The organism is Mammaliicoccus sp. J-M40, assembly GCF_022386395.1.
Classification (GTDB): domain Bacteria; phylum Bacillota; class Bacilli; order Staphylococcales; family Staphylococcaceae; genus Mammaliicoccus; species Mammaliicoccus lentus.
Genome location: NZ_JAJNIQ010000010.1, coordinates 51,661 through 70,745 on the forward strand (window position 1 = coordinate 51,661; position 19,085 = coordinate 70,745).

General features: G+C 30.3%; 21 protein-coding genes. 13 read left to right on the plus strand and 8 right to left on the minus strand.

From position 1 onward, the window contains the following. The first annotated feature begins 26 nt into the window (after window positions 1-26). The 9 genes from yfmF to rny all read left to right on the plus strand — a co-directional run bounded on the left by yfmF (window position 27) and on the right by rny (window position 9,519). Window positions 27-1,304, plus strand: a complete 1,278-nt coding sequence (gene yfmF, locus LQ688_RS10890; RefSeq protein ID WP_239724866.1) for an EF-P 5-aminopentanol modification-associated protein YfmF — start codon at window positions 27-29, stop codon at window positions 1,302-1,304. Then, entirely contained in the window at window positions 1,294-2,583 is a 1,290-nt protein-coding gene (gene yfmH / locus LQ688_RS10895) for an EF-P 5-aminopentanol modification-associated protein YfmH (protein ID WP_064204819.1), read from the plus strand. The genes yfmF and yfmH overlap by 11 nt, the downstream gene beginning before the upstream one ends. After that, the gene (gene ymfI / locus LQ688_RS10900) at window positions 2,576-3,280 is read left to right on the plus strand and encodes an elongation factor P 5-aminopentanone reductase (RefSeq protein WP_147640643.1); all 705 of its coding nucleotides are present in this window, start codon (window positions 2,576-2,578) and stop codon (window positions 3,278-3,280) included. Before yfmH ends, ymfI begins: the two co-directional genes overlap by 8 nt. A gap of 16 nt (window positions 3,281-3,296) precedes the next feature. After that, window positions 3,297-4,112, plus strand: coding sequence for a YmfK family protein (locus LQ688_RS10905; RefSeq protein ID WP_016998653.1), 816 nt, complete (start codon window positions 3,297-3,299; stop codon window positions 4,110-4,112). 21 nt (window positions 4,113-4,133) lie between these two features. Further along, a complete protein-coding gene (locus LQ688_RS10910; protein ID WP_016998654.1) occupies window positions 4,134-4,529 on the plus strand; it encodes a helix-turn-helix domain-containing protein in 396 nt (131 codons plus the stop codon). Between the two features lie 64 nt (window positions 4,530-4,593). Beyond that, window positions 4,594-5,175, plus strand: coding sequence for a CDP-diacylglycerol--glycerol-3-phosphate 3-phosphatidyltransferase (pgsA, locus tag LQ688_RS10915; RefSeq protein ID WP_135031909.1), 582 nt, complete (start codon window positions 4,594-4,596; stop codon window positions 5,173-5,175). 191 nt (window positions 5,176-5,366) lie between these two features. Next, window positions 5,367-6,524 (plus strand): CinA family nicotinamide mononucleotide deamidase-related protein, encoded by a 1,158-nt coding sequence (locus tag LQ688_RS10920; RefSeq protein ID WP_239724867.1) that lies wholly within the window; start codon window positions 5,367-5,369, stop codon window positions 6,522-6,524. A 161-nt stretch (window positions 6,525-6,685) separates the two neighbouring features. After that, window positions 6,686-7,756 carry a recombinase RecA gene (gene recA, locus LQ688_RS10925; protein WP_016998657.1) on the plus strand — a complete coding sequence of 357 codons (1,071 nt, stop codon included), beginning with the start codon at window positions 6,686-6,688 and terminating at the stop codon, window positions 7,754-7,756. Window positions 7,757-7,959: 203 nt separating this feature from the next. Then, window positions 7,960-9,519: a ribonuclease Y gene (rny, locus tag LQ688_RS10930; RefSeq protein ID WP_016998658.1), complete on the plus strand. Its 1,560-nt coding sequence runs from the start codon at window positions 7,960-7,962 to the stop codon at window positions 9,517-9,519. Window positions 9,520-9,607: 88 nt separating this feature from the next. Here rny and LQ688_RS10935 read toward each other — a convergent pair whose 3' ends face one another. The 4 genes from LQ688_RS10935 to LQ688_RS10950 form a co-directional block, all read right to left on the minus strand. Beyond that, window positions 9,608-10,570, minus strand: coding sequence for a threonine ammonia-lyase (locus LQ688_RS10935; protein ID WP_239724868.1), 963 nt, complete (start codon window positions 10,568-10,570; stop codon window positions 9,608-9,610). 18 nt (window positions 10,571-10,588) lie between these two features. Continuing rightward, window positions 10,589-11,602 carry an ornithine cyclodeaminase family protein gene (locus LQ688_RS10940; RefSeq protein ID WP_135032271.1) on the minus strand — a complete coding sequence of 338 codons (1,014 nt, stop codon included), beginning with the start codon at window positions 11,600-11,602 and terminating at the stop codon, window positions 10,589-10,591. 698 nt (window positions 11,603-12,300) lie between these two features. Continuing rightward, on the minus strand, window positions 12,301-12,519 hold the full coding sequence (locus LQ688_RS10945) for a hypothetical protein (RefSeq protein WP_070045090.1): 219 nt from the start codon (window positions 12,517-12,519) through the stop codon (window positions 12,301-12,303). Window positions 12,520-12,581: 62 nt separating this feature from the next. Continuing rightward, entirely contained in the window at window positions 12,582-12,821 is a 240-nt protein-coding gene (locus LQ688_RS10950) for a hypothetical protein (RefSeq protein ID WP_147640647.1), read from the minus strand. Window positions 12,822-13,064: 243 nt separating this feature from the next. Here LQ688_RS10950 and LQ688_RS10955 point away from each other — a divergent pair, with 243 nt between their 5' ends. Further along, entirely contained in the window at window positions 13,065-13,367 is a 303-nt protein-coding gene (locus LQ688_RS10955) for a hypothetical protein (RefSeq protein ID WP_239724869.1), read from the plus strand. Window positions 13,368-13,493: 126 nt separating this feature from the next. Here the strand turns inward: LQ688_RS10955 and LQ688_RS10960 are convergent, their stop codons facing one another. Then, a complete protein-coding gene (locus LQ688_RS10960) occupies window positions 13,494-14,009 on the minus strand; it encodes a P-loop nucleotide/nucleoside kinase family protein (RefSeq protein WP_239724870.1) in 516 nt (171 codons plus the stop codon). Between the two features lie 167 nt (window positions 14,010-14,176). On the opposite strand from LQ688_RS10960, the gene LQ688_RS10965 reads away from it, so the two are divergent. Next, window positions 14,177-14,782, plus strand: a complete 606-nt coding sequence (locus LQ688_RS10965; RefSeq protein ID WP_239724871.1) for an FMN-binding negative transcriptional regulator — start codon at window positions 14,177-14,179, stop codon at window positions 14,780-14,782. Between the two features lie 61 nt (window positions 14,783-14,843). Here LQ688_RS10965 and LQ688_RS14040 read toward each other — a convergent pair whose 3' ends face one another. Continuing rightward, window positions 14,844-15,734 (minus strand): staphylokinase domain-containing protein, encoded by an 891-nt coding sequence (locus LQ688_RS14040; protein ID WP_017000478.1) that lies wholly within the window; start codon window positions 15,732-15,734, stop codon window positions 14,844-14,846. A gap of 227 nt (window positions 15,735-15,961) precedes the next feature. Next, window positions 15,962-16,156 (minus strand): hypothetical protein, encoded by a 195-nt coding sequence (locus tag LQ688_RS10975; protein WP_064204830.1) that lies wholly within the window; start codon window positions 16,154-16,156, stop codon window positions 15,962-15,964. 82 nt (window positions 16,157-16,238) lie between these two features. Here LQ688_RS10975 and LQ688_RS10980 point away from each other — a divergent pair, with 82 nt between their 5' ends. Further along, entirely contained in the window at window positions 16,239-17,744 is a 1,506-nt protein-coding gene (locus LQ688_RS10980) for a glycosyltransferase (protein ID WP_239724872.1), read from the plus strand. A gap of 125 nt (window positions 17,745-17,869) precedes the next feature. Here the strand turns inward: LQ688_RS10980 and LQ688_RS10985 are convergent, their stop codons facing one another. Further along, window positions 17,870-18,088, minus strand: coding sequence for a hypothetical protein (locus LQ688_RS10985; RefSeq protein ID WP_017000476.1), 219 nt, complete (start codon window positions 18,086-18,088; stop codon window positions 17,870-17,872). Window positions 18,089-18,240: 152 nt separating this feature from the next. On the opposite strand from LQ688_RS10985, the gene LQ688_RS10990 reads away from it, so the two are divergent. Then, on the plus strand, window positions 18,241-19,032 hold the full coding sequence (locus LQ688_RS10990) for a TIGR00282 family metallophosphoesterase (RefSeq protein WP_239752766.1): 792 nt from the start codon (window positions 18,241-18,243) through the stop codon (window positions 19,030-19,032). Window positions 19,033-19,085: the final 53 nt, after the last annotated feature.

The following is a 19,085-nucleotide window of genomic DNA, read 5'->3' on the forward strand; positions in this document are numbered from 1 at the left end:
TACATAAAAAAAGAGAGGTATCAAAAATGATAACAACTGAACATATACAATTAGCATCTAACGACGTTTATGTGATACCAACAAAGAAATTTAAAACAACAACAATTGTCTTTAAATTTGTTGCGCCACTAGATAGCGAAACAATCACTTCGAGGTCTATATTAAGTAAATTATTAACTAGAGTAACGAAGAAATATCAAACTGATAAAGAAATGAATAACTTGTTAGCAGATTTATACGGTGCACATTTATTTAGTTATGTGAATAAACAAGCGCACAATCATATCATGACGATAGGTATAGAAATCGTAAATGAAAAGTATTTGAATAGTGAGTCTTCATTATTAGAAAAAGCTGTACAATTATTACATGAAGTTATATTTAATCCATACATAGAAAATAATCAATTTAATGAAAAATATACAGAACAAGAAAAATTTTTACTAAAGAAAAAATTAACTGCGATTGAAGAAAATAAATCTCAACGTGCATTCCTGCAATTTTTAAATCATATGTTTGAAAATGAACCATATAGATTTTTAGCAACGGGCCATTTAGAAGATATAGACAGTATTAATGCACAAAATTTAATACAAACATATCAAGACTTGCTTGAAGAAAACGCAATTTCAACTTATGTTACTGGGAACGTTGGCTTAGAAGAAGTTAAATCTTTATGCAAAAAATATTTTACTTTTGAACATAATAATAAAATGGAAATTGAAACATCTGCAATAAAACATATTGATCAAGTTAGAGAAATTACTGATTATACTGAAATTGATCAAGCGAAGTTAAACATGGGGTACCGTTTCCCTATTACATTCCATTCTAAAGAATACTATTCTTTCTTAGTATTAAACATGTTATTGGGTGGCGATGCGTCTTCTATATTGTTTAGTGAAGTAAGAGAAAAACAAAGTTTAGCATATTCTATACATTCACAAATTGATGCGAGAAATGGTTTCTTATATATAGTTGGTGGCATATCTAAAGATAAAGTACAAGTGGCTAAAGAAACGATATTAAATATTTATAAAGATTTACAAGAGGGCCACTTTGAAGACAACAAGTTAGAACTAGCCAAGAAAGTTCTTATATCAAATGCACAAGAAATGTTCGATAAACAAAGACAAATGGTTGATTTATTGCATATGCATGCAAGATATCAATCCGTATATGATTATGAAGAATGGATTAAAGAAATAAATTCTATAACTAAAAAAGATATTATGAACATTTCACAAAAAGGACAATTAGATACGATATATATACTGACTGAAGGTGAAAAAGATGACGAATAAATACTATGAACAAATAGATGAGACAGTATTTGAAGAAACTTTAGAAAATGGATTAAAAGTAGTCGTTATTCCTAAAAAAGGTTTTTATAAAACTTTTGTTACATATACAACTAAATTTGGTTCGTTAGACCATACTTTTAAACCACATGGAGAAACAGAATATGCAACGGTTCCTGATGGTGTTGCCCATTTTCTAGAACATAAATTATTTGAAAAAGAAGAAGGAGATGTATTTACAAGTTTTGCTGAAAACGACGCACAAGTAAATGCATTTACAACATTTGATCGAACAAGCTATTTATTTAGCGCTACTGACCATGTTCACGACAATATTATTAGATTACTAAAAATGATTGAAAGCCCATATTTTACAGAACAAACTGTAGAAAAAGAAAAAGGTATTATTGCTGAAGAAATCAAAATGTACCAAGAACAACCAAATTATAAGTTGATGTTTCAAACATTAGGCGCTTTGTACCATAAACATCCGGTTCAAATTGATATTGCTGGATCAGTTGAAAGTATATATAAAATAACAGCAGATGATTTATATTTATCTTATGAAACATTTTACCATCCTGCTAATATGGTATTAATTGTTGTGGGTGATGTAGACCCTGAAGAAACAATTGAATTAGTAAGGGAACATGAAGCAACAAGAGAATTAAGTGAAATGCCTCCTATAGAACGTCAACCATTTAACGAACCAGAATCAGTACACCAAGAGTATGTAGAAACAAAAATGGAGATTGTTCATGAAAAATCAATGGTTGCATTTAAATTCAAACCTAACAGTATTTCTGATGAAATAAGAGTTAAAAATGATATTGAAATGATGCTCGCTTTAGATTTAATGTTCGGTGAACAAACAGACTTTTATCAAAAACTACTTGAGCAAGATGTGATTGATGATACTTTCGGTTACCAATTTGCTAATGAAGCTACTTATAGTTACTTGATATTAGCTGTTTCTACAGACAAACATGAGCAATTTAAGTCAGCAATATTTGAAGAATTACAAAGTTATATAGAAAATGGTTTCGATGTATCAGAATTAAATAGATTAAGAAAACAAACATTAGGTGAAATTGTATCGAGTTTAAATTCACCTGAATATATTGCTAATCAGTATACAAAATTTTATTTTGAAGGGGTAGAACTTTTCAGATTAATAGATATTTTAGAGTCAATCACAGTTGATAGCGTACACCATACATTAAAATCGCTTATTAATTTTGATAATGTCGTAGAAAGTCGTTTGGTGAAAGATAATGGCTAAATCATTAATTATTGGAGGAAGCGGTGATATAGGTCTTTCAATAGTTGATGAATGCCTAGCACGAGGCGATGAAGTTATATTACATTATAATAATGCAGATATAGAAACATTAAAATCGCGCTATAAACATCAACCAGTTTCATTTTTGAAATTAGATCTTACAGAAAAAATAACATTTCGTGAACTGGATGAAATTAATCATATTGACCATTTAATTTATGTTGCTGGTCAATCATTATTTGGCGCCATTCAAGATATGTCTGACGAGGATATTGATGGACAATATTTGATAAATGTTTATAATTTAATAAAAGTTGTACAAGCATTAGTGGATCGTTTAAGGCAAAGTGATAATGGACGCATCATAGTCATCTCATCAATCTGGGGAGAAACAGGTGCTAGCTATGAAACGATATATTCTACCATGAAAGCTGCGCAACTTGGATTTATAAAATCTCTTGCAAAAGAATTAGCTTTAACATCCATTACAGTTAACGCTATAACTCCAGGTGTCGTTCATGGTAAAATGACAAATGAACTAGATGAAATGACACAAATACAATTAAAAGAAGATATACCACAAAATCGATTTATCACTACTAAAGAGATTAGTTCATGTGTAGCTTATTTATTGGACCCGTTATCTCAAAGTGTGACAGGACAAGTACTTCGTATTAACGGTGGATGGTATACTTAATATTGGGGGGGATATTATGGGAGAAGTCATTAAAAAAGAATGGTATTTAGAATATGATATTCAAGTAAACAGAGCAGGGTTGTTAGGTGATATTTCTAGTTTACTAGGTATATTAGGCATTAACATTATTACTATTAATGGTGTAGATCAAGGTAGGCGTGGATTACTTATAAAGACAGATGATATGGATAAAGTAAAACGCTTTGAGAACATCGTAAAAGAAATTGATGACATCACAATAAAAAAATTACGAACTCCTGGTTTAAGAGATAGATTAGCAGTAAGGCATGGGCGATATATTAAACGTGATATAGATGATAAAAAGACATTTCGTTTTGAAAGAAAAGATTTAGGTTTGTTAGTTGATTTTATGGCTGAGTTATTTAAAGAAGATAGACATAAATTAATAGGTGTAAGAGGTATGCCACGTGTTGGTAAAACAGAATCAGTTGTTGCAGCAAGTGTGTGTGCACATAAAAAATGGTTGTTTATCAGTTCTACTTTAATCAAACAAACTGTAAGAAGTTCATTGCTTAAAGGTGAATATAGCGATAAAAACGTTTATATTATTGATGGTGCTGTCACTTCAAAACAAACCGACGAAAAACATAAACAACTCGTGAGAGAAGTGATGAGTCTACCGACAATTAAAGTCGTAGAACACCCTGATCTATTTGTACAGCGTTCTGAATATAGTTTAGAAGACTTTGACTATATTATTGAGTTGAGAGAAACTGAAGATCAAGAAATTACATATGAACAATTAAATAAAAATGATTTATTTTCAAATGATAGTATGGGATTTGGTGATGGATTTGGATTCTTTGAATAATCTTGTAGAGGTGGAAAAAGTTTGAAAAATATTGGCGAGATTTTACGAAATAAAAGAGAGCAACTTGGTATGACGTTAGTTGAATTAGAAGAAAAGACCAAAATTCAACGTCAATTTCTAGTCATGATAGAAAAAAATGATTTTGAAAATTTACCAAATCCAGATTATACGAGAGGCTTTATTACAAAATATGCTTCATCTATTAATATGAGCCCTAAAGAATTAATAGATAAACATCAAAGTGAATTACCTAAATCAGCACCATCTGCAAAAGAAGCATTTCGCCAGCTTACACAAGAAAAAAGAAGCCAATCAGAAATATCAGAAAATAATATGGTTTCTAAATTAATCATTCAAATGGTTACATTTTTTGGCCTATTACTTATCTTATGGATATTGTTGATAATAATCGTTTAATTCTCAGTATGATTGATTTATAATAGTATTATTATGGGATTGATAGTAAAGAAGGAGAAAGCATATGAATATTCCTAACCAATTGACGGTATTACGTGTTATATTAATACCTGTTTTTGTACTTTTCTTACTTGTAGATTTTAATATGGGTAAGATGGATTTCTTATTTGGACAAGAAATGAGAATTGAACAATTTATCGCCGCTATTATTTTTATAATAGCATCTGCTACTGATTGGTTTGATGGTTACTTGGCAAGAAAGTGGCAACTCGTTACTAATATGGGGAAATTTTTAGATCCATTAGCTGACAAATTATTAGTTGCAAGTGCATTAATAGCGCTAGTGGAATTAGACAAAGTTTCTTCAGTTATAGCTATTATTATTATAGCAAGAGAATTTGCCGTTACTGGTTTAAGACTTTTACAAATAGAACAAGGATTTGTAAGTGCAGCTGGGCAATTAGGTAAAATCAAAACTGCCGTTACGATGGTGGCACTCGTATTTATTTTATTACAAGAACCATTTTCTATGTTATGGCAAATTAATTTAGGTCAATGGTTATTGTACATAGCAACATTCTTTACAATCTTATCTGGTATTGAATACTTTTACCATGGTAGAGATGTGTTTAAAGGCTCAAAATAGTTATATCTTGTAAAGAGTCCGGGACATATTCAATGTCTCAGGCTCTTTTGTTATATTGGCAGTAGTTAACTGAATTGAAGATTGTTTATGCTAAACTCATTTAATTCTTGTTATCTTTGCTATGATGGGGCAACGAAATCTTATGAGAACAAGAGATTGATGTCCCTTTCACTTTCTTTAGGAGGAATAAAATGAAAGTAAGTATACTTAGTGTAGGAACAGAAATTTTATTAGGTCAGATTGCAAATACTAATGCTCAGTTTATATCAAAAACGTTTAATGAACTTGGTGCTAGTATAATGAGACACGTAGCAGTAGGAGATAACCCTTCTAGGCTTGAGCGTGCAATACAAGAAGAATTGGCGGCACATGACGTGGTCATTTTAACAGGTGGTTTAGGTCCTACTAAAGATGACTTAACGAAACAAACAGTAGCTAATGTGTTAGGAAAAGGTTTAGAAACAAACAAAGAAGCGATGGAATTTATTGAGCAATATTTTAAGAATGAAAATAGACCGATGACACCAAATAATAAACAGCAAGCGCTAGTAATTGAAGGAAGCAAAGTGTTAAAAAATGATGTTGGTATGGCTCCAGGTATGTATGTTGAACATGAAGATAAAAAAATCGTGTTATTACCTGGACCACCTAGAGAATTAAAGCCAATGGTAACACAATATCTTGTACCTTATTTTTTAAATGAGGAACGTGTTATTCATTTTGAATCATTAAAATTTGCTGGTATCGGGGAATCAAGACTTGAAACAGAGTGTATGGACTTAATTGACAACCAAACTAATCCGACAATTGCACCACTAGCTGGTTCACATGAAGTTTCCCTAAGAATCACAGCAAATTCAAATACTAAACAGGAAGCTTTGGAATTAATAAATCCAGTAAAAGAAGAAATTTTAAATCGAATAGGTTCATATTATTACGGTAGTGATGATACTACGATGGAAGAAGCTGTTTTTTCACATACAGATAAGCCCTTTTTAGTATACGATGGTATTACAGATGGTATACTGTTATCAAGGTTGAAATTAAATGATAAAAGTGAAAAATACTTAAAAGGTTATGTCATACAAGAAGAAAGTATTGATCAACTATTAAATATTTCTAAGCAAGATAATGTTGAGAACATTGCTTTTAAATTAAAAGAAAGATTTAATGTAGATACTGTCTTAATATTATTGGAACAAGATGAAGAATCGATGGTCTATATTTCAGATGTGCAAAAACACAAAAAATTTAATTCTAGACTGAGTCAATCTTATGCTGGGAAACGTGATAGAATCAGTAATATAGCACTTATTGAATTTTTGAATTTTTTAAGAGAACAAGCATAAATTCATAAAAGTGGCACTTATGTTCGCATTTATTAAGAAAACACACATAAAAACACGAACAAATATTCGCTTTATACTTGCATTTTAAGAGAAAAAGATTTATAGTAAATGATAGCTAATTAAACAAGTAAACTCATTTTATATATATAGGAGGTTATCGCGTGAACGAACAACGTCAGAAAGCACTCGATACAGTAATTAAGAATATGGAAAAATCCTTTGGTAAAGGGGCAGTTATGAAACTTGGGGATAACACAAGTAGAGAAGTTTCAGCTGTGTCCAGTGGATCTATTACATTAGATAAAGCTTTAGGAGTAGGTGGATATCCTAAAGGACGTATTATTGAAATATATGGACCAGAAAGTTCTGGTAAGACAACTGTTGCGCTTCATGCTATTGCAGAAGCACAACGTCAAGGAGGCGTAGCTGCATTTATCGATGCTGAGCATGCTTTAGACCCAGTTTATGCTAAGAATTTAGGCGTAGATATAGATAACCTTTATTTATCACAACCTGACCACGGGGAACAAGGACTAGAGATTGCTGAAGCATTCGTAAGAAGTGGTGCTGTTGATATTATTATCGTTGACTCTGTAGCTGCTCTTACACCTAAGGCTGAAATTGAAGGCGAAATGGGCGATACACACGTTGGTTTACAAGCTCGTCTAATGAGCCAAGCTTTACGTAAATTATCAGCTGCAATATCTAAATCAAATACAACTGCAATATTTATCAACCAAATTCGTGAAAAAGTAGGCGTTATGTTCGGTAACCCTGAAGTTACACCTGGTGGTCGTGCACTTAAATTCTATAGTTCTGTTCGTTTAGAAGTGCGTAGAGCCGAACAATTGAAACAAGGTCAAGAAGTTGTAGGTAACCGTACTAAGATTAAAGTTGTTAAGAACAAAGTGGCACCACCATTTAGAGTAGCAGAAGTTGATATTATGTACGGTGAAGGTATTTCACGTGAAGGCGAATTAATCGATTTAGCTGTTGAATATGAAATCGTCGATAAATCAGGTGCTTGGTATTCTTATAATGGTGAAAGAATGGGACAAGGTAAAGAAAATGTTAAAACATACTTGAAAGAAAACCCAGCTATCATTGAAGAAATTGATTCTATTCTTAGAAATGAATTAGGTTTTAATGGTAAACCTAAAGAAGAAGCTAAGAAAGATAAGAAAGATAAAAAAGAAGAAAATCCTGAGCAAGAATCATTGCTAGATCAATAACTTTTATTAGCGTTCTATAAATCACTTGTAATGAGATAATTTATAGAACGCTTTTTTATTGAAATCATATGAAAAATAAAGTTGATGTCCTTGACACTTGTACAAATTTAAACGTACAATTGAGTTGTATGATTCCATAGTTTCATTTAATCATATTTTTGTATATATAAGACGTAAAAACCTAGATAGAAGGAGGTGTTTATGTGGACTTATTAACCCTCTTACTCATTTTGCTAGGAGTTATTCTAGGTGTTGTTGTAGGATACTTTTTCGCACAAAATAGCTTAACGAAAAAGCAAGATCAAGCTCGTCAGTCAGCTCACTATATTTTAAGTGAAGCGAACAAAGAAGCTGAGAGCCTAAAGAAAGAGAAATTGCTAGAAGCAAAAGAAGAAAATCAACAAATTAGAGATCATCTTGATAGTGAAATTCGAGAGAGAAGAAGTGACCTACAAAAACAAGAATCAAGATTACTTCAAAAAGAAGAAAATTTAGAGCGCAAATCTGATCTTTTAGACAAAAAAGATGAAATTCTAGAAAACAAAGAAGCTAAAATTGAAGAGCGACAACAACAGGTAGATGCAAAAGAGAGTAATGTTCAAGACATAATAACGAAACATGAACAAGAACTAGAACGCATCTCCGGATTGACACGCGAAGAAGCTCGTAAAGAGCAATTTTCAAAAGTCGAAGAAGAACTGTCACATGATATTGCCGTACTTGTAAAGGAAAAAGAACGTGAACTTAAATCAAATGTTGATAAGAAAGCAAAAGAACTGTTAGCTACTACAGTACAAAGATTAGCGGCAGATCATACTTCAGAATCAACAGTATCAGTCGTGAATTTACCAAACGATGAAATGAAAGGACGTATCATCGGTCGTGAAGGTCGAAATATACGTACTTTAGAAACATTAACAGGAGTAGATTTGATTATAGACGATACACCAGAAGCAGTAATATTATCTGGTTTTGACCCAATTCGAAGAGAAATTGCTAAGACAGCCTTAACTAATTTAGTATCTGATGGACGTATACATCCAGGTCGAATTGAAGATATGGTTGAAAAAGCAAGAAGAGAAGTAGATGACTTGATGAGAGAATCAGGAGAACAAGCTACCTTTGAATTAGGTATTCATAACTTACATCCAGAATTAGTTAAGATATTAGGAAGAATGAAATATCGTACAAGCTACGGTCAAAGTGTTCTGAAACACTCTATAGAAGTTGCACAACTTTCAGGAATGTTAGCAGCTGAATTAGGTGAAGATGAAACATTAGCGAAACGTGCAGGTTTATTACATGATATTGGTAAAGCTATCGATCATGAAGTTGAAGGCAGCCATGTTGAAATAGGGGTAGAACTTGCTAAGAAATATCATGAACATGATACAGTCATAAATGCAATACACTCACATCATGGGGATGTAGAACCGACATCAGTCATCTCTATACTCGTAGCTGCTGCAGACGCATTAAGCGCTGCTAGACCAGGAGCTAGACGTGAGACATTAGAAAACTATGTTAAACGACTAGAGAGATTAGAAGAAATATCTGAAGACTATGACGGTGTTGAAAAAGCATATGCGATTCAAGCAGGTAGAGAAATTAGAGTAATAGTATCACCTGAAGATATTGATGACTTAAAAGCACATAGAATAGCAAAAGGTATTAAAGACCAAATAGAAAGTGAATTACAATATCCAGGGCATATTAAAGTGACAGTTGTCCGGGAGATGAGAGCAACTGAATACGCGAAATAATTATTATTAAATTTAAAATCCTACAGCCACAATGGTTGTAGGATTATTTTTGTGGTTTGTAATGAAAAAAAGGGTAGTCGTTTTAAAATTAGTGATTACGTAAAATATTTGTTAAAATTTCACCATCAATATTACCGCCAGATATAACTAATGCAATATTTTTTCCTGAAATTTTTTCTGGGTATTCGTTAACTGCAGCGATTGTAGTACAACTACCAGCTTCAGCAATAAACTTTTCTTGTTTAGCCATAAAACTTACCGCTTTAGCAATGCCATTTTCAGATACTATTAAAAATTCATCAACATAATCTTTTGCTAATTTATAACTGAGTTTTCCTATTCCACCTATGAGAGAATCACAAAGAGTATCTGTATTAGGGTATTCTTCATAAAATGTATTGTGTTGGTAGGACTTAATCATTGCAGGACATGCTTCGGTTTGTACACCAATAATCTTAATATCTGGTTTAATATGTTTTGCAGCTACAGCTATACCTGTAATTAAACCACCACCACCAATAGGTACAACAATTGTATCTATATCAGGGTTTTGTTCCAAAATTTCAATACCTATAGTACCTTGACCACCATATATATATGGGTCATCATAGTAAGCGTCTATATAAGTTAAATTATTTTCTAGTATATAATTCATCCCTAATGAATTTGCTTCATCATAATTTTTGCCCAATAGAATGGCTTCTCCACCAAAGTATTCAATTTTATCAATTTTGCTTTGTGGTGTGGATTCCGGAACAATAATTTTCACGTTTCTTATTCCTAATAATTTTGCTGCATAACTTACTGAGCTTCCATGGTTACCAGAAGAAATTGTTGCTACACCAGACTTTTTTTCTTCATTATTTAAAGTAAGCATCTTATTGAGCGCTCCTCTAATTTTAAAACTCTTTACTTTTTGAAAACTTTCTAATTTAAAAAAATATTTTTTATTATCATCTCCTAAGTAAAAAGACTCTTCTAAAGGTGTTTTTACTGTATACCTTTTAATACGATTATAGGCATCTTTTGTGTCTTGAAAATTAAATGTCATAAATGTTTCTCTCCTTTATTAAATATTTATTGTTGTCCCAATGTTATTTTGATTGGCTAATTTAAGTGCGTGATAAGCAGTTCCGATATCTAGTAAAGCCATTCCTGTTAGATCAACAACAGTTATATCATCTTGACTTGTTCTCCCTCGTATATTATCTATAATTACTTCTCCGACAGTACCATAAATATTTTTGGCAGTTATTGTACCTTTTTTTATAGCTTTTTCTATTTCACCGGATTTTATGCAATGTTCTAAGTCATCTACATATACCTTAGCGATTTTTAGTATCTGTGGATCAATCTCTTGTTTATCTGGCATATCAGCACCAACGCAACTAATATGAGTACCTTTTTTAATCCACTCTTTTTTGATTAATGGTTCTTTAGATGGTGTGATTGTAATTATTACATCACTACTTTCTACGTTTTCTCTTAAATTAATTACATTGATTATTTCAATATCATCGATAAAAATATTAAAGTTTTCTTTTAAATTCTTTTTTAAATTTGATGTTAAAAGTTTTGTTTTTTCAATATTTCTACTGTATACTCTTATGTTTTTTAAATTAGGTAATACTGTAACAGCTGATGCTATTTGAAATAATGCTTGATTACCTGAGCCAATAATTAGTAAATCCTCAGAAGTTTTATTTGCTAAATGTTTTATAGTAACAGCACTTGAAGCACCTGTTCTTATACCAGTTATATATTCAGCGCCAGTAATCCCAATTGGTATACCATTTTTTGCATTATAAATAGTTATTAAACCATTTAGAGTTGGTAATCCATTAACCTCATTTTCTTGAAACCAACTTGCTGTTTTGTGACCAAAAATATTTTCATTTTGAATATATCCAGATTTAATATCCATATCTGCTTTTCCTTTTTGAAATTCATAAAATATAGTTGGCCATGTCATAGTTGAATTGCACGCTTTACTTTTGTATACATTTTCGACAATTTGAATAATGTCATTAATAGATAGTAACAGTTTTAAAGATTCACTATCTAAAGATTTTATTTTTACCAATAGAAACCACTCCTTAAAGTTTTAAATAGAAGTAAATAAAAAGCACCGAAAATTTATTCCTCCTGTAAAACAGGCCCTAATGGAATAAATTTTCGGTGCTTTAAATGCTTTTACCCGGGGATAATAGCAGCACATCTATTTAATTATTAATAGTATAATTGATTATAATAATTTTGTAAATTGCTATGAATTTGTTATTTTATTAAATTTAAGAAATTCACACTTCAAAGAGTCACAGTATTATTTTGGAGGGTGTGATAAAAATTACCATCAAGCCCACGTAACTTGACGCCTATCCATTGAGTAAAGGCTCACAAGTATGGTTGTGATTACCAAACGAACCTTTTTAGGTTAAAGCTAACTATATTGGCGTATAGTTAGCTTATTTTTTTGCTTTCCTTTAATAGCACGATATAGGGCATATACAATAGTAAATGCTATACTAACTGACCATGTTATTACGACAGTAAAATCAAAGTTGATGTTAATATTAATATCCATGCTACCACCTCATTTCCTTACCAATTCGAGGCTCGAAAGGTGTCACGAAAATGTAAGGCTTTTTACTCAATTAAAATTATAGCATCAACAATACTGCTTTATCTCTTACTAGATGTTAGATAAATAACTTTTTGTTAATTATTGATTAACTGGAATACTAGCTATTCTTTAGAATGAATTAAAAAAGAAATAAACAATCAATACAACCCAAAAACTTTTCCAGCTACACCAGCAATAGCTATCATTGTACCAATGAACCATTTGAATTGTATATTTTTCATTTCAGAAATTTGATATTTCATATTATTTTCCATGATTTTTGGTAAATCATCTATTTTATCGGATAAATGCCCAAATTTATCATCTATTCTTTTTTCCATTTGTTCAAAAGTTTCTTTAGTAATGTAATCGCTCATACTGATTTCTCCTTTCGTCATTATAATTTATTAATTTTATAACTCTCATAAAAAATACATAATCAATACAACCCAAAAACTTTTCCAGCTACACCAGCAATAGCTATCATTGTGCCAATGAACCATTTGAATTGTATATTTTTCATTTCAGAGATTTGATATTTCACATTACTTTCCATGAGCTTCATATTATTTTCCATAATCTTAGATAAATCATCTATTTTATCGGATAAATGCTCAAATTTATCATCTATTCTTTTTTCCATTTGTTCAAAAGTTTCTTTAGTAATGTAATCGCTCATAGTACTTTCTCCTTTCATAGTTTATATATCCATATTTTTACATTTAAGTATATTATACTATAAAACGATATTAATTTACTAAAGTAATCGTTATAGATGAAAATTAAACATAAAGTTTAACTTATTAATATGTACTAGATATCTGTGATAACATTATAAGTGTTACTATATTAGCAATTTAGTTTGATCTAAAACTTTGATAATGCAAGGTTATTTTGCAGACTTAAAAGAGGAGGGTATCAAGTGGTTTTTGTATACATATTTGTATCGGCTATAGCTTTATACTGTGCGCTACGATACGGTATTAGAGATGCGCTTATTGAAATTGAAGCTAATAAAGAAGATTTAGTTTATTATAGAAAAAGTGCTGATTTATTAGAGGAAATTGGTACAATTTATTCAAGTACTTCAAAAGAGAATACTGATACTGCTAAGGGCATTTATAATGATTCTTTTGATGTTTTTACTTCGGATAAAAATTCAAAAGATAAGTTTGATATTTTGAGTGAAAACAAGAAAAAGATTTTATCTTTAGAAGTCGAATAGTCTGGAACATAAATAATTGTTCCAGACTCTATTTTGTTATGGCAGTAGTTGAATAGACTAAAAATACGCTTATATCAAGCTTTTGTCAATCCTAGTCGCTCTTCGCGGTAGGGCTAAGAAATCTTATTAAATACAACTAGATTTCTGTCCTGCTCCTTTTATTTCGTTTATATTTAATCCTTCTGAGAGAAGTGGTTCTTCGAAAAAGCTAGTTACGTATTCAAACGTTTCTTTTGTATCAAAATTCTTTCTTGAAGGTTCTTCAATACTTCTCTTTTTTATTCTTTCTAAACATTTCTCGTCATCTATATTAAGAAATATTAATTCATGATTTGCCTTTATTTCAGTCGCTATACTGAGTAACCAGCTTCTTTGTGTTTTTGTGTTTCCTGGAAAGTCTAATACTACATTGCTACCAACTTTTAAAATACGTTGTATGTGTTCTTTTAATAAAGGCTTTATTAATTTTGAATATTTTAAGTAGTCGTCAAATGTTGTTATTTCATTTGGATAAAGTTGAGATAACCAATCATCTTCAGATAATAAAATAGCGTTTTTATTAATTTCTAATTTTTTTGCTGTAGTTGATTTTCCAGCTCCCATTTTACCTGTAAAAAAATACAAAGTTCCTAATTTATTCATCTACATACCCCTTTTCATCATTTGATATTATCAATATTTTAAATTTATACTCTAAAGTGTAGCATAGATTATTTATTTGTATTAAAAGCTTTGACAATAGTTGAATAGGGTATTTAAAATTAAGTGTAAAATGTGTGTTTAATTGAACTGTAAAGGGGAGCATTCAGATGTACATACCAAAACATTATCAAATGAAAGATTATCAAGAAATTAAAAATTTTATGACTAAATATAATTTTGCGACTGTAGTTACTGTTGATGAATTAAAACCTATTGCAACACATTTACCAGTAATTATTAATGAGCATGATGATGCTTTATTTATATCTGGGCATTTTGCTAGAGGCAATAAGCAATGGAGAACAATGGACAATAACGAGGATGTACTCATTATATTCCACGGGCCACATGGATACATATCATCAACATGGTATGAAACTGAGGATGTACCGACATGGGATTATCAAAGCACACATGTTTATGGGAAAAGTGTCTTGTTAAATGAACACCAGTTAAAAGAAGATTTAAAAGTTTTGTTGGATAAGTATGAAAGTGAACATAGAGGTGGGGCAACATGGGAAAATTTATCTGATCAGACAAAAAAACAAATAAAAGGTATAGTGGGTTTCAAAGTAAAAGTAGATAAATTAGAAGCTGCATATAAGTTAAGTCAAAATCGTAGTGAAGCGGATAAAGAGAACATTGTCATACATCTTAATAATACTGAAAGTGATCTAGATAAAAATTTAGCAGAAGAAATAGAAAAATATTAAAGAAGTGGGGTAGAAACCGTAATTTTCTATAAGGTTTCGTAGTCCCACTTTCTTAAATCTATTAATTTAATGGATAATCGTCTCCATTTTTAGAAATGTAATAAGTATCTGACAAACCATCTGTATGTAATTTAGCAGGTTGTCTTTTACCTGATATTGTATAATTAAATGGTTTATTATCTTGAAAATCATATAGAATTCTAGAACTGACACCATTTTCTATAACATTAGCATTTAATCTTTTAACTATTCGATAACCTTCTTTATATTCTTTAGTCTTTTTAAACTCTAGTTCAGCAGCTTTTAATAAGTCATTTTCAGTAATTTTATCTCCAACATGATGTTTTTCTTTTAAATTTGTGATTCTTCCTGTATTGATAGGTAATAATATATTTGATTCATTATCGCGTTTTAAAAATTTTACAAAATGCTCTATCGAAACTTCTGTGGATTTACTAAATACTTGATTATTATCAGTTGAAGATTTTTCTTCTAAAACTACGTTAGTAATCAATTTGAAACTAGGATTTTCTATATGCTTAGTTAAATCAGGAATAACAAATCCTTTATCTGTTATAGGAAATATATCAGACTTGTTATTACTATATGATACCTCAATTTTCGAATTAGGCGCTAAATTTACCACTCGATATTCATCTGCAGCCTTTGCATCTATTGCAATTTGAACATAATTTAAAATATCTTTTTTTGTTAATACTTCACCAGGTGTTAAAGGGAATTCTATAAAGCCAGGAACAAGAATTTCGTTACCTTTCTTATCCACCCCAGTAACATTCACCATTAAATGAGTACCTTGAATTTCTTGATAATCTTTTCTACCGCCAACTTTAAATGAAGGTTGCTCCATAGCATCTACATTAGAAGTAATAAAGGGAGTTATAACGATATTGCCAACAACTAGAGAAATCATTACTTTTTTGAAACTTTTCATATAAACACCTCTTTGTTTTTTTAATATAATAACACATTTACCAAATATTGTTATTATTTGTATATTACAAATAATTTACAGTTTTGTAACAAAAAGTGTGTTAATAAATTATTACTATAAGAAAAGGTATTTGAGCTGATAATAAGAATAAGTAATTAAATAAAAAGAAAAAATAAGAACGTTGTATCCTAAGGTGCAACGCTCTTATTATTATACTGGTATATATTTTATTCTTTAGCACTTAAATATTCAGCTAATAGTTTAATAGGAATAAGTATTGAATAACCTATTGTTAACCCGGCAATCGATAATATTAAGAATGAATGATCTGTTTTTAGGTTATAGCCAAAGTAAGATGTAATGGACCCTATTAAAAAAATAAAGACGAAATTAATGATTAAACGTTTTTTTGTTATAAACATATTATCTCCTTAGAAATAACTTATCGTTTGAAATGATGTTTAAGCGACTATATAATGAACCTCAATTAGGAGGTTTATTATTATGGGAAAAGAAATTTATTTTTTGATAAACTCACTTGATGTTGGTAGAGGCGGTTTAACTAAAGCTTGTATTCAGCAAGCAAACATGAGTGCTGAATTGGGTTATAAAACAACAATATTAACTTTTAATTATAATAGTGATTATGACATTATAACTGAAAAATTATTTCAATACTATAGTATTAATAGAGATATTGAAATAAGAAATATGTATGATTTTTATAGAGATGAGAAAAATGTTGAAGAAGATTTAACGAAAGTTAATGATTGTATTTCTTCTGATTTTGCTTATGAAAAAGTAAAAAATAAAAATGGATATAGAATATATGAAAATGGTTTATATAGGTATTATATGACTCATCGTGACGATGAGACTGTAAAAGGTGTAGATTGTTTTAATGATTTTAGATATAGAATTAGAAGTGAAGCATACACGCCTAAAGGATATTTGGGCAAGGTTTCTTATATGGATTTTGAATTAAATAAGCCGAGACAGATGGTTTTTAAAGACAGTAAAGGCAATTGTTATTTATCTAAATGGGTTAATCCCGAAACTGGAAATGCTCATAAAGTTTTATTATTTAATGGTAATGAAATTAAAAAGACATTTAAAAGTGATGAAGCTTTAAAAGCTTATTTTATAGAAAAAGTTGTTGAAAACGATGAATATCCAATTTTAATTTCAGATGCTCGTAATACTGATGATGTGATGACACTAGTCGATGATGAAAAAGCTAAAAAACTTATTAGATTGCATAGTAATCATGTGAAAGAGCCGTTTGATGTTGAAAAATCAGAAATTGTAAGTACTGTAAAATTTGCATTAAATAATTTAGATAAAATAGATTATTTAGTCGCGCTGACAGAGAGGCAGAAAGAAGATATAGTAACTAGAAAAAATCATGATGAAAAACTACTTGCGCTACCACATGGCATAGAAGTGAAAAATAGCGATGCCCATAATAATTTTAAAAAAGATAAAGCTGTTGTTATTTCTAGATTAGTTTCATTAAAACAAATTCATCATGTAGTAGAAGCTGCAAGTTTACTCGTAGAATACAATCCAAACTTTTTGATAGAAATGTATGGCTCTGGTGATCAAGAGAAAAAGCTTAAAGATTTAATTAAATCTAAAGGTTTAACTGAGAACGTTATATTAAAAGGTTATACCGATAATATTGAAAATGTTTATAAAGAAGCGGCTTTTTCGATTGTAACTTCGAAAACAGAAGGCTTTTCGTTATCTATATTAGAAAGTATGGCAAATGGTGTTCCAGTATTGAGTTATAATTTTAACTATGGTCCTGAAGATATTATTACTAACGGTAAAGATGGTTTAATTATTGAAAAAAATAATATAAAACAATTAGCTGAAAATATGAATTATTTATTTAGTAATCCTGAATTAATAAATGAAATGCGTATAAATGCGGCTAAAAGTATAAAAGATAGATTTAGTAGAGATAAAGTTAAACAATATTGGGAAGAGTTATTTAAGTCATTATAACAATTTTTAAATTTATACAAATTAAAAAACAGAGGCGATTCTTAAATGAATAAGATAATCGACTCTGTTTTATTTAAGCTAGGATAATCTATACCTAGTCTCGTTTTCATTTTTCATGTTTATTTTTAATTCGTTAAGTTCAACTCTAAATCTAATGCTTCTTTTAATACATTTGAAGTTTCGTGCGAGTTTATCGCGCAATTACCGTATTTTTCAGCTAATTTAAAAGCTGTTACGTATAACTCCAAACTATCCTTGGCAATATCTTCTGCCTCTTCGTGTACGGATGGATTTGCTTTAACCACTAGTTCTGCAAACTTTTCGGGTTCAATATCAATTCCCATGTTTAAATAAACACTCCTATTAATTTTTTGATACGTTACTATATAAATAACGCTCTTGTAACGTATACCCTATATTATAAATTAATAATCATTACTTTTAAAATATTTTGTTTTCCATTAGAATATAAAGAGTAATAGAGAGGATGACTGTAGTGAGAATTTTATTTATAGGTGATATTGTAGGCAAATTAGGTAGAGAACAATTAGAAACATATTTACCTAAAATTAAAGCAGCATACAAACCAACACTAACGATTGTTAATGGTGAAAATGCTGCACATGGTAAAGGAATAACTGAAAAAATATATAAAGAAATTTTACGTATGGGCGCAGACTTTATGACGATGGGTAATCATACATACGGTCAGAAGGAAATTTACGAATTTATAGGTCAAGCGAATAGAATGGTAAGACCTGCGAATTTTCCTGATGAGGCACCGGGAATTGGTATGAGAATCATTAAAGTCAACGATAAAGATGTTGCTATTATCAATTTGCAAGGTCGATCATTTATGGCTGCTATCGATTGTCCTTTTAAAAAAGCTGATGAATTAATAGAAGAAGCATCTAAAATAACGCCGTTTATCTTTGTTGATTTTCATGCAGAAACAACTTCTGAGAAAAATGCGATGGCTTGGTATTTAAATGGACGCGTTAGTGCAGTTGTTGGTACGCATACTCATATACAAACTTCTGATGAACGTGTTTTAAATGAAGGTACAGCATATATTACAGATGTTGGAATGACTGGATATTACGACGGTATTCTCGGCATTAATAAAGATGAGGTTATTGAAAGATTTATTACGAGTTTACCTCAACGTCATAACTTGCCAAATGAAGGTCGAAAAGTACTTTCAGGTGTGGTTGTTGATTTAACTCAAGATGGAAAAGCTAAAAAAATTCAAAGAATATTAATAAACGATGATCATCCATTTGAATAGTATCGTCCATTAGGATGATTTTTGTTAAAACCCTTTAATTTCATAGGATTAAA

Coding starts and splice junctions, on each gene's coding strand:
- ymfI (WP_147640643.1), top strand. CDS start 2,576: ATGGCTAAATCATTAATTATTGGAGGAAGCGGTGATATAGGTCTTTCA.
- LQ688_RS10935 (WP_239724868.1), bottom strand. CDS start 10,570: ATGACATTTAATTTTCAAGACACAAAAGATGCCTATAATCGTATTAAA.
- LQ688_RS10905 (WP_016998653.1), top strand. CDS start 3,297: ATGGGAGAAGTCATTAAAAAAGAATGGTATTTAGAATATGATATTCAA.
- LQ688_RS10965 (WP_239724871.1), top strand. CDS start 14,177: ATGTACATACCAAAACATTATCAAATGAAAGATTATCAAGAAATTAAA.
- LQ688_RS10985 (WP_017000476.1), bottom strand. CDS start 18,088: ATGGGAATTGATATTGAACCCGAAAAGTTTGCAGAACTAGTGGTTAAA.
- LQ688_RS10975 (WP_064204830.1), bottom strand. CDS start 16,156: ATGTTTATAACAAAAAAACGTTTAATCATTAATTTCGTCTTTATTTTT.
- LQ688_RS14040 (WP_017000478.1), bottom strand. CDS start 15,734: ATGAAAAGTTTCAAAAAAGTAATGATTTCTCTAGTTGTTGGCAATATC.
- LQ688_RS10950 (WP_147640647.1), bottom strand. CDS start 12,821: ATGAGCGATTACATTACTAAAGAAACTTTTGAACAAATGGAAAAAAGA.
- LQ688_RS10945 (WP_070045090.1), bottom strand. CDS start 12,519: ATGAGCGATTACATTACTAAAGAAACTTTTGAACAAATGGAAAAAAGA.
- LQ688_RS10960 (WP_239724870.1), bottom strand. CDS start 14,009: ATGAATAAATTAGGAACTTTGTATTTTTTTACAGGTAAAATGGGAGCT.
- yfmF (WP_239724866.1), top strand. CDS start 27: ATGATAACAACTGAACATATACAATTAGCATCTAACGACGTTTATGTG.
- yfmH (WP_064204819.1), top strand. CDS start 1,294: ATGACGAATAAATACTATGAACAAATAGATGAGACAGTATTTGAAGAA.
- LQ688_RS10920 (WP_239724867.1), top strand. CDS start 5,367: ATGAAAGTAAGTATACTTAGTGTAGGAACAGAAATTTTATTAGGTCAG.
- pgsA (WP_135031909.1), top strand. CDS start 4,594: ATGAATATTCCTAACCAATTGACGGTATTACGTGTTATATTAATACCT.
- LQ688_RS10980 (WP_239724872.1), top strand. CDS start 16,239: ATGGGAAAAGAAATTTATTTTTTGATAAACTCACTTGATGTTGGTAGA.